The sequence below is a fragment of the Nonomuraea rhizosphaerae genome (assembly GCF_019396405.1).
Classification (GTDB): domain Bacteria; phylum Actinomycetota; class Actinomycetes; order Streptosporangiales; family Streptosporangiaceae; genus Nonomuraea; species Nonomuraea rhizosphaerae.
Genome location: NZ_JAHKRL010000408.1, coordinates 1 through 9,829, shown reverse-complemented (window position 1 = coordinate 9,829; position 9,829 = coordinate 1). Strand labels below are relative to the sequence as shown.

The window sequence follows — 9,829 nt, the reverse complement described above, 5'->3', positions numbered from 1 at the left end:
CCGGCCGCCGGGGCGGCGGGGCCGGCCAGCGGCACCGGCAGCGCCGAGGCCGCCGCCAGCGGGTCGAGGTGGTCGAACACCCGCCCCCGGTCCTTGGCCAGCGCCGCCCCCGCCGCCAGCCGCTCGGGGCCGAACAGCGCCGAGGGCGCCGGGTAGGGCACCCCGTCGGCGATGGCGCTGACCTCGCGCAGCACCCCGACGAGCTGGTCCTCCAGCTCGATGGCGCTCTGGAACCTGGCGTCCGGGTCGGGTGCGGTGGCCCGCCGCAGCAGCCGCCCGAACGACTCGTTGCCGCAGTCCGCGGGCAGCGGGTTCTCCCTGCCCTCCTTGGCCGGGCTGAAGCCGCGGACGGCCAGCACGGCCAGCGTCCTGGCCACCGTGTACAGGTCGGAGGTGACGGACGAGGGGCGGCTGTCCAGCTCGGGGGCGTGGTAGCCGAGCGTCGCCCAGGACGTGCCCGCCGGCGAGCCGATCCGCTGGACGGCGCCCAGGTCGATCAGCTTGAGCTGCTTGCCGACCCTGATCACGTTCGCCGGCTTGAGGTCGCAGTAGACCACGCCCAGCTCGTGCAGGTAACCGAAGGCGCGGATGACCTCCCGCCCGTAGATCAGGGCCTCGCGCAGCGGGAGCGGGCCCTGGCGGCGCAGCTCGTGCAGCGACTGGCCGCCGACGTACTCCATGACGATGTAGTCGAGACCGGCGTGCCGGCTGAAGTTGAAGATCTTGACGATGTTGGCGTGGTCGACCCTGGTGAGGAACTTCCGCTCGGCCTCCGCCGCCGCCAGCGCCTCGGCGTCGGCGGTGTTGAGCAGGCCCTTGAGCACCACCCAGCGGCCGTCGAGCGCTTCGTCGGCGGCCAGGTAGATCCAGCCGAGGCCGCCGTGCGCCAGGCAGCCCAGCACCCGGTACTGGCCGGCCACCAGGTCGTCCTTGACCAGCTTGGGGGCGAAGGAGAACTGGGAGCGGCAGTGCGGGCAGAACCCGTCGGTCAGCCCCGGCCGTCCCTGCCTCGACCGGCCGACCGGCTTCTGGCAGGCCGGATTGGCGCAGAACCGCTTCTCCTCCGGCACCTCCGGATTGGTCATGATCGCGGTGGCCGGGTCCCGGTACGGCGCCGACGGCAGGTCGGCGACCTCGCGCAGCACGCCCGCGCGGGACCGGCCGCTGCTGAGCGGCGTGGACATCGGCCTGCTCACCGGGCGGGTGTCGGGCGACTCCCCTTGACCGTTCGCGGCGGGTGCGGCGGTCGGAGCGGGGGTGGCGGGCGCGGCGTTCGCCGCGTGCCCGCACAGGTCGCAGTAGCCATCTTCGATCGTGCCCGTGCAGCCTGGCTGCGCGCACCGGGTCATCGGCCACCTCCGTGGATCGAGCGCTGGTACTCGTCGACGGCCTTGGCCGCCCTCGTCAGATCACAAGGAGCGCTCCACAGCAGCAGCCGCGCCTCGTCGAACAGGCGGGCCGCGACGGGGTCCTCCGCCAGCCCCTTGCGCACCGCCATCGCCTGGCACGCGCCGAGCCGCCCGCGCAGCTCGTCGCGCCTGCCCAGCAGCCCCAAGAGCGCCTTCGCGGTGGCCAGCGCCTGCTGGGCGGCCTGCTCGGCGCCCCGCTCCAGCTCCGCCAGCCGCCCGGCCCGGTCGAGCCAGGTGCCGGTGGCGGCGTCGAGCGCGTCGAGCTCGCCGGCCAGCGCGTCCACCTTGCTGCGCGGCTGCGCCTGCGGCGGCAGGGCGATCTTCACCACGACCTTGCCGTGCGACACCCTGGCCTCGCTCTCGGCCGCGCGCACCCGGTCCAGGGCGGCGACCAGCTCCTCGCGCCGCCGCCCGTACTCCTGGCTGACCCGCAGCGCCTGCTCCAGCTGCGCCCGCGTGCCGGCCACCGCGCGGGCCACGCGCTCCAGCTCCCCGCCGGACGGCGCCGATCCGAGCGGGTCCGTAAGGACGTCGGCGCGCATCCGCTTCAGGTCCGTCTCCACCCGCGTCAGGTCGAGCGACTCGCCGAGCTGCCGCTCCAGGTCCTTCGCCGCGCGCAGGTCGGCGTCGGCGGCGTCGAGCCGGGGCAGCACGGCGGACCAGGCCGTGTCGATCTCCGTCAGGATGTCGGTGGCCTGCTGGAAGGCCGCGTCCATCCGCGCCACGGTCTCGTCCAGGGTCAGGCGCTCGTCCGCCTGGGGCAGCAGCGAGCGCTCCTCCACGGGCCGGACCGCGGCCCTCAGCACCACCGAACGGCCCGACAGCAGCTCGGTCAGCTCGGTGAGCTGCTCGGCGCCGATCCGGCCGCGCGGCCCCTTGACCTGCTCGGCGGCGCGCAGGACCCCGCGGTAGGCGTCGTGCAGCGCCCACAGGGCGGCCAGCGCCCCCTGGGCGGCGGCCCAGCGGGTCTGGGTGGCGCCGCGTAAGGAGGCGCCCTTGAGCAGCTGGTAGGTGGTGTGCGCTTCAAGATCGAGCAGGTCGCCGGAGATACGGTCGCGCTCGTCGGCCCGGGCGCGCAGCGCGTGCTCCGCGCCCTCCCTGCTCATAGGTGGTCCCAGACTCATCACGCTCCCCGTGATAAGGGCCCCCGTGCCCCTTTGTCTACCGGGTCAACGGGAGGAACGTGCGGTTTGGTTCCTAGGGGTAGGGGACACCCTGACTTGTCCCTGATTCAACCCTGCCATACCTGCAAACCGCTTAAAGGATCTCGTAGCGTCATAGCCATGGGACGCATACTTCTTGTCATCGCGGCCGTCGTCGCCGCCCTGGTCATCCTCGGCCCGCTCGTGGGCTTCGTCTTCACACTGCTCAAGTGGGCGCTGATCATCGGCGCCGTGGCCTTCGTGGTCATGCTCGTCTCCAAGCGCGCTCGTACGTAGGCCGCTGGCTTAGTACGGGATCGCGGCGCATAGTGGGTTGATGGAGGCGCGGCCCGCGGTCGACGACGCCGCGCTCGGGCGCGAGGCGTTGTCGGTGCTCGAGGCGAACTGGACGGGAACGGCCACTGTGCCCGCTCCGGGGCTGTACCCGCACCAGTGGAGCTGGGACTCGGCGTTCGTGGTGATCGGCCTGGCCAGGCACCGGCCCGACCGGGCCCGCGCCGAGCTGCTCAGCCTGCTCAAAGGACAGTGGGAGACGGGGATGGTGCCCCACATCGTCTTCCACACGCCCGAGGCGTACTTCCCGGGGCCGTCCGTGTGGCGCTCGCAGGACCACGACTCCGCGCCGCGCGTGCTCACCTCGGGCCTCACCTCGCCGCCGCTGCACGGGCTGGCCCTGTGGTGGCTGTACCGGCACACCGGGGACGCCGACTTCGTCAGGCGGGCCTTCCCGGCGCTGGCCGCCCAGCACGACTACCTGGCCCGTGCCCGCGACCTCGGCGGCGCGGGGCTGGCCGCCATCGTGCACCCCTGGGAGTCGGGCATGGACGACAGCCCGGCCTGGGACCAGCCGCTGGCCGCGCTCCCCGAGATCAGGTACGGCTACCGCAACGTCGAGCTCGATGAGCGCCACCCCGACAGCGACCACGACCGCTACGTCTGGCTGGCCCTGCGCTACCGCAACGCCGGCTACCGCCACGAGTACCTGCGCGACGAGCACCCGTTCGCCATCGAGGACCCGATGTTCAACGGGATCTGGCTCGCCTCCTGCCAGGCCATGGCCGAACTCGCGCCGCTGGCCGGCGCCGACCCCGTCCCGCACGCCGAGCAGGCCGAACGCATCCGGCTGGCGCTGCTCGACCGCCTCTGGGACGGCTGCTTCTACGCCCGCGACCTGCGGGCCGACCGGCTGATCCGGGTCTGCACGGTCGGCGGCTTCGGGCCGCTGCTCGACCCGGCCCTGCCCAGCGACCGCGTGCACGCGGCCATCGAGGTGCTCGAATCGGCCCGGTTCATGGGCGCCACCGGATATCCGGTGCCCAGCTGCGAGATCCGCGCCGCCCAGTTCGACCGGACCCGCTACTGGCGCGGCCCGTCCTGGGTGAACACCAACTGGCTGCTGCGCCGCGCGGCCGGCGTCCACGACCTGGAGTCGCTGGGCCAGCAGCTCACCAACGGCACGCTCCGCCTCGTCCGGCAGGCCGGGTTCCGCGAGTGCTTCGACCCGTTCGACGGGAGCGGGCGCGGGTGCCGGGACTTCTCCTGGAGCGCGGCGCTCACCCTCGACCTGCTCGCCGATAGCGTGGAGGAATGAGCATCCTGCGCCGCCTGCCCGCCGACGTCCGCAAGTCCCTGTCCCTGGAGCCGGGCGAGCGTGTCCTGACCTTCGCCGCCGCCGACGGCGGTCACGTGGTGGCCACGAACCTGGCGCTGCACCTGCCGGACGGGACCCGGCTGCCGTACGAGACGATCGAGAAGGCGTCGTGGGACGAGCACGGGCGGGTGACGGTGCTCACCACGTCGGGTGAGCGGCATCAGGCGACGGTGCCGGAGCCGCGGCTGGTGCCGGAGACGCTGCGCGAGCGCGTCAACTCCACCATCGTGGTCAACAAGCACGTGGACCTGCCGGGCCGCGGCGGGGTGCGGCTGGTGGCGCGGCGACCGCCCGGCGGCGAGGTGCTGGGCTGGACCCTCGTCTTCGACGAGGGCCTCGACCCGGACGACCCCGGCGTGCGGGCGCAGGCCGAGCAGGCGCTGGAGGGGGTGCGGCGAAGCATGGGGGTGTGAGGCCTCACCGGGAAACGGTGCTTTTCACTCAACCGGGAAACGGTGCCTTTCGCTCACCGGGCAACGGTGCCCTTTCAGGAGAACCGCTGCCTTTCAGGAGAGCCCCGGTGCGGTGCTTCCGCCGCGCACCGGGGTTCCTCGGAGCGACGGCCTCAGTAAGGGACGCCGCTCTCGTTGGGCTTCCTCTGTTCGAGCCCCTCGTCCGGCCAGCCGGTGCCCGAGTCGTGATCCTTGAGGAACGGGATCCGCTGCTGGAGCGTGTCCCCCACCCTCGACCTGGCCACGTCGGCCACCTTCGACACCTGCGCGCCGACCACCCCGGCGGCCTCCTGGACCCTCGGGCTGTCGGCAAGGCGCTGCGCCGTTCTCTTGATCTGTTCATAGCGCTCGCGACCGGCGCGGCTGCCGAGCACGTAGCCGGCAGCGAAACCAATGGCGAATGTCATCCGATAACGCATTTTCCACCTCCGCTGTCTCCCGGCCTACCCCGATGACGATGCGACACGCACTCCTGGAGTGCGCTAATCTATTCATGCGCGCAGGGGTGCGGCCCACAGGGGCCGCCGATCAGCGCCGACGTTCGATCCCGCGTAGCTCAACGGCAGAGCAGCCGGCTGTTAACCGGCAGGTTAGAGGTTCGAGTCCTCTCGCGGGAGCGACCAGAAAAGCCCCCTTCCCGGGATCGTGGGAAGGGGGCTTTTCGCGTTCCGGGTCACCGCGGCTCGGGTGATCTGCCTGTCATGCCGCGGAGTTCTTCCTGTTCGTGAGCACCCCGTACAGGGCCCAGCCCAGGCCGAGGAGGATGCCGCCCACGGCGGCGACCACACCGATGTTGTCGTTGCCGAGTACGGCGAGGATCCCGATGAGGGCGGCGAAGACGACCGACAAGACGAACATGACCGTGCGATAGGTGTTCTTGTCCATGCCCACCACGATCACGGCTGGACGGCGTCCGGAGTATCCACCGATCGGTGGACAGAAGCCGGTAAGGAGGTAAAACTGCTGCTCATGGGGAGTCCCGTGGAGGCGCGGGCCGAGAATGTGTGGCTGCGCTCCTATCCGTTCTGGGATGCGTACTTCGCCGTGGTGCTGGTCGCGACCGTCTTCGTGGTGATGCTGGACGACGGGCCGCTGCTCGCCGTCGGGCTGCTGCTCCTGCTGGGAGTGGTGTACGTGCTGGTCGGGCGGAGGGCGGTCAGGGCGGACGACGTGCCGGTGCGGGAGAGCTGGTGGTACGCCGCCGTGGCGCTGATCCTCGTCACCGGGGCCGTGGTGCTCGCCCCGCCGGCGGCGATCGCGCTGTCGGCGCTGGTGCCGATGGCGTTCATGTCGTTGCGGGTGCCGCACGCGGTGTGGCTGACGGCGGGGTTCCTCGCCACCCCGGCCCTCGTCGGGCTGAGGGAGGGTGGGGCGGGCTGGTGGTCGGTCGTGCTCGTCATGGCCGTGGGGCTGTGCGCGGCGGGGGTGCTGGGGACGTTCATCGGGCGGCTGTACACGCAGAACCACGAGCGGGCGCGGCTGATCGAGGAGCTGGACCGTACGCGGGAGGAGCTGGCGGCGGTCAGCCGGGAGGCGGGGGTGCTGGCGGAACGGGAGCGGCTGGCGGGGGAGATCCACGACACGCTGGCGCAGGGGTTCACCAGCATCATCACGCTGCTGCAGGCCGCCCAGGCGACCCGGCCCGATCCTCCTGCTGATGCCGCCCAGGCCGCCCAGGCCGGGCGGCAGTTGGAGCTGGCGGAGAAGACGGCCAGGGAGAACCTGGCCGAGACGCGGGCGCTCATCGCCGCCCTCGCCCCGCCCGCGCTCGACGGCGCGTCGCTCGGGCAGGCGCTGGACCGGCTGGCCGAGGGGTTCGAGGTGCCGCTGGAGGTGAGCGTCACCGGGGAGCCGGTGACACTGCCGGCCGCGGTCGAGATGGTGCTGGTACGGGCCGCGCAGGAGGGGCTGACGAACGTGCGCAAGCACGCCCGCGCCCGGTCCGCGCGCCTGGCGCTGGTGTACGGGGACGAGGGGGTGCGGTTGTCGGTGAGTGACGACGGCGAGGGGTTCGCGCCGTTCGCGGCCCGCGACGGGTACGGCCTGCGAGCCATGCGCGCCCGGGTGTCGCAGCTCGGCGGGATCGTCACCGTGGACGCCGCCGCGGGCGCGGGCACGACGGTCACGGTGGCGCTGCCTTGCGTCCCCTGACGGGAGACGGGGCCGCTGGCCGTCCGATGGGGGTGATGATCGTCGACGATCACCCGGTCGTGCGGGAGGGGCTGCGCGGGATGCTCGTCGCCGAGCCGGACATCGAGGTGGTCGGCGAGGCCGGCTCCGGTGACGAGGCGGTCGTGCTGGCGCCCCGGGTGCGGCCGGACGTGATCCTCATGGACCTGCGGATGCCCGGCGGCGACGGCGTGGGGGCGATCCGGCGGCTGCGGCACGCGTACCGGATCATTGTGCTGACCACGTACGAGGACGACGCCGAGATCCGCCGGGCGATCGCGGCGGGAGCGGCCGGCTACCTGCTGAAGGACGTGTCGCGGCACGACCTGGCGGCGGCGGTGCGCACCGCGGCGGGCGGCGGGCTGGTGCTGTCGCCGTCGGTGTCGGCCCGCCTGGCGAGCTGGCCCGGGCCGCCGGCCTCCGAGTGCGCCCCGGTCGTCGGGTTGTCGGCGCGCGAGCGGGAGGTCCTGGAGCTGGTCGCCGACGGGCTGACGAACGGGGAGATCGCCCGGCGGCTGTTCATCGGGGAGGCGACGGTCAAGACGCACCTCGTACGGGCGTACGGGAAGCTGGGCGTCACCGACCGGACCTCGGCGGTGGTCGTGGCGATGCGGCTGAAGCTGGTCCGCCGTCCCGGCAAATAGCCCCTTTCACTCTTTGTAGTCGTAAGATCACAGGATTTTCCATTTGCCGTGACAACGGGGTCCAGGACGCGCAAGGATGGCGGAAGCTGCGGGAACGTCGTGAAGGCGGTGCGGAGAGGGCGCCGCCTGCCAGGAGACGCCGCCGACCCGGAATCGGCGGGGCGCTCCGTTGATGGAAAAGTGCTGGTTACTGCGTGCGTACCTGGATCAGGTCCCTACGTCCCTTCGATGCCATCGCCGTCCAGAACCTCCTTGAGCGGACGATCGACGTCCGCGAGGCGGAGCGTTTCGTCAGGCTCTTCCACGCCGAGAACCCCGAGGCCGGCGACGTGCACGCCCGGCTGCGAGAGGTCGCCAAGGACATCGCCCGCCACGGGACCTACACCCACACCTACGAGGAGCTCCAGTTCGGCGCCAGGGTGGCCTGGCGCAACAGCAACCGCTGCATCGGCCGCCTGTACTGGAAGTCCCTGCGGGTGCGCGACCGCAGGCAGGTGGCCAGTGCCGAGGGCGTGGCCATCGAGTGCGTGGCGCACCTGCGCGAGGCGACGGGTGACGGGCGGATCAGGCCGACGGTCACGGTGTTCCCGCCGGACACGCCCGCGCGCCCCGGGCCCCGGGTGCTGAACGAGCAGCTCATCCGGTACGCCGGGCACCGCAGGCGGGACGGCTCGATCGTCGGCGACCCCCGCTACGCCGACTTCACCGAGATGGCGCGCGGGCTCGGCTGGCGGGGCGGTCAGGGGCGGTTCGAGGTGCTGCCGCTGGTCGTCCAGCCAGGGCTGGGCGGGGCGCTGCTGTGCAACCTGCCCGGGGACGCGGTGCTGGAGGTGCCGATCGAGCATCCGGAGTATCCGTGGTTCGCGGAGCTGGGGCTGCGCTGGCACGCCGTACCGGCCATCTCGGACATGTGCCTGGAGATCGGCGGGCTCTGCTACCCGTGCGCGCCCTTCAACGGCTGGTACATGGGAGCCGAGATCGGGGCCCGCAACTTCGCCGACGCCGCCCGCTACGACCAGCTTCCCGTGGTCGCCCGGCGGCTCGGCCTGGACGTCACCACCGAGCGCTCCCTGTGGCGCGACCACGCGCTGGTCGAGCTTAACGTGGCCGTGCTCAGCTCGTTCGAGCGGGCCGGCGTCACGATGACCGACCACCACACGGAGTCGAACCGGTTCCTGGCGCACCTGGCCCGCGAGGAGAAGGCGGGACGGGTCTGCCCGGCGGACTGGTCGTGGATCGTGCCGCCGATCTCGGGCGGCGCCACCGGCGTCTTCCACCGGTACTACGACAACCCGAAGCTGACGCCCGCGTTCGTCCACCATCCCCGTCCGCCCGCGCGCTGAGGCCGTGCGCCCGGCGCGGGGGGCGCACGGCCTCGGTCCCGCTTCTCAGCCGGTGGCGGGCAGCGGGTAGCTCACCGGGCTGCGGTGGCCCGCCTTGTCGACGGCGCGCACGCCGAACTGGAAGTTGTCCTTCGACTTCCCCTCGACCGTGTACGAGGTCACGTTCCCGACGAAGCGGGAGTGCGTCCACAGCGGTTCGACGCTGTCGCGCCAGACCACCTCGTACCCGGCGAGGTCCGGCGCGGTGCCGGCGGTCCAGCGCAGGTCGGTGTCGTTGGTGAGCCGGGCGGTGCTGATCCCGGCCCCCTTGGGCGCCTCGGGGGCGCGGGCCAGGGAGGCCAGCGCCGCGACGTTCACGCGGGTGACCCGGGCGGTGTAGTCGTACTCGACGAAGCGGGTCAGGTCGCCGAACTGCACGCCGTTCTCCACCCGTACGTCCTGGTGCTGGTGGGCGTAGTCCTCGTGCACCTCCGTGAACCTGATCGCCGGATAGCCCTGCTGCAGGAACGCGATGTGGTCGCCGCCGCGCAGGTAGCGGTCGCGCCGGTAGACCAGCATGGCGTCCATCGGCCGGGTGTAGACCTCGGCGGCGTCGCGGACGAACCTGGCCAGTTGCCGGGACACCCCGTCGTTCTCGCCGCCGACCGACTGCCTGACCGACGCCTGGGCGGGGGTCTCGGTGGTGGGCACGCCCTCGGAGAACACGCGCACGGCGTTGGGGGCCCTGCCGTTCTCGCCGTCGGCGCTGCCCACGATGTCGTTGGTGAACATGCCCTGGACGTCGACGTTGTTCTGCTTGGCGAGCTGGGCGTAGTGCAGGGCGCCGTACAGGCCCTGCTCCTCACCGGCGACGGCCATGAACACCACGGTGGCGTCGAAGCGGCGGGCCGCCATCACCCGGGCGGCCTCCAGCGAGACCGCCACCCCGGAGGCGTCGTCGTCGGCGCCGGGGGCGTCGCAGGTGGCGTCGGCGACGTCGGTGCAGCGCGAGTCGTAGT

11 protein-coding genes and 1 tRNA gene are annotated in these 9,829 nt (G+C 72.4%); 7 read left to right on the top strand and 5 right to left on the bottom strand.

Annotated elements, in window-relative coordinates:
* Both KME77_RS20910 and KME77_RS20905 read right to left on the bottom strand, forming a co-directional pair.
* Positions 1-1,349, bottom strand: a 1,349-nt coding sequence (locus tag KME77_RS20910; RefSeq protein ID WP_219470346.1) for a protein kinase domain-containing protein, incomplete at its 3' end; no start/stop codon positions are given.
* Positions 1,346-2,515, bottom strand: coding sequence for a hypothetical protein (locus tag KME77_RS20905; RefSeq protein WP_219470344.1), 1,170 nt, complete (start codon positions 2,513-2,515; stop codon positions 1,346-1,348). The genes KME77_RS20905 and KME77_RS20910, both read right to left, overlap by 4 nt.
* 177 nt (positions 2,516-2,692) lie before the next feature.
* Between KME77_RS20905 and KME77_RS20900 the strand changes: the two genes are divergently transcribed.
* Genes KME77_RS20900 through KME77_RS20890 form a run of 3 tightly spaced genes read left to right on the top strand, consistent with a single transcriptional unit; the run spans position 2,693 to position 4,636 of the window.
* Positions 2,693-2,848, top strand: a complete 156-nt coding sequence (locus KME77_RS20900; protein ID WP_219470342.1) for a hypothetical protein — start codon at positions 2,693-2,695, stop codon at positions 2,846-2,848.
* A gap of 40 nt (positions 2,849-2,888) precedes the next feature.
* Complete coding sequence (locus tag KME77_RS20895) at positions 2,889-4,163, top strand: amylo-alpha-1,6-glucosidase (protein WP_219470340.1); 1,275 nt, start codon at positions 2,889-2,891, stop codon at positions 4,161-4,163.
* Positions 4,160-4,636 carry a hypothetical protein gene (locus KME77_RS20890; RefSeq protein WP_219470338.1) on the top strand — a complete coding sequence of 159 codons (477 nt, stop codon included), beginning with the start codon at positions 4,160-4,162 and terminating at the stop codon, positions 4,634-4,636. Before KME77_RS20895 ends, KME77_RS20890 begins: the two co-directional genes overlap by 4 nt.
* A gap of 152 nt (positions 4,637-4,788) precedes the next feature.
* On the opposite strand, the gene KME77_RS20885 is transcribed toward KME77_RS20890, so the two are convergent.
* The gene (locus tag KME77_RS20885; RefSeq protein ID WP_219470336.1) at positions 4,789-5,094 is read right to left on the bottom strand and encodes a YtxH domain-containing protein; all 306 of its coding nucleotides are present in this window, start codon (positions 5,092-5,094) and stop codon (positions 4,789-4,791) included.
* A 126-nt stretch (positions 5,095-5,220) separates the two neighbouring features.
* Between KME77_RS20885 and KME77_RS20880 the strand changes: the two genes are divergently transcribed.
* Positions 5,221-5,292, top strand: a tRNA-Asn gene (locus KME77_RS20880).
* An 82-nt stretch (positions 5,293-5,374) separates the two neighbouring features.
* Here the strand turns inward: KME77_RS20880 and KME77_RS20875 are convergent.
* Positions 5,375-5,560, bottom strand: coding sequence for a hypothetical protein (locus KME77_RS20875; protein ID WP_219470334.1), 186 nt, complete (start codon positions 5,558-5,560; stop codon positions 5,375-5,377).
* Between the two features lie 84 nt (positions 5,561-5,644).
* Between KME77_RS20875 and KME77_RS20870 the strand changes: the two genes are divergently transcribed.
* From KME77_RS20870 to KME77_RS20860, 3 genes are all read left to right on the top strand, one after another.
* Entirely contained in the window at positions 5,645-6,826 is a 1,182-nt protein-coding gene (locus KME77_RS20870) for a sensor histidine kinase (RefSeq protein ID WP_219470332.1), read from the top strand.
* A gap of 35 nt (positions 6,827-6,861) precedes the next feature.
* Positions 6,862-7,488, top strand: a complete 627-nt coding sequence (locus tag KME77_RS20865) for a response regulator (protein ID WP_372451205.1) — start codon at positions 6,862-6,864, stop codon at positions 7,486-7,488.
* A 194-nt stretch (positions 7,489-7,682) separates the two neighbouring features.
* Entirely contained in the window at positions 7,683-8,831 is a 1,149-nt protein-coding gene (locus KME77_RS20860) for a nitric oxide synthase oxygenase (protein ID WP_219470328.1), read from the top strand.
* A 45-nt stretch (positions 8,832-8,876) separates the two neighbouring features.
* Here the strand turns inward: KME77_RS20860 and KME77_RS20855 are convergent.
* On the bottom strand, positions 8,877-9,829 hold a 953-nt coding region (locus KME77_RS20855; protein WP_219470326.1), incomplete at its 5' end, for a M20/M25/M40 family metallo-hydrolase.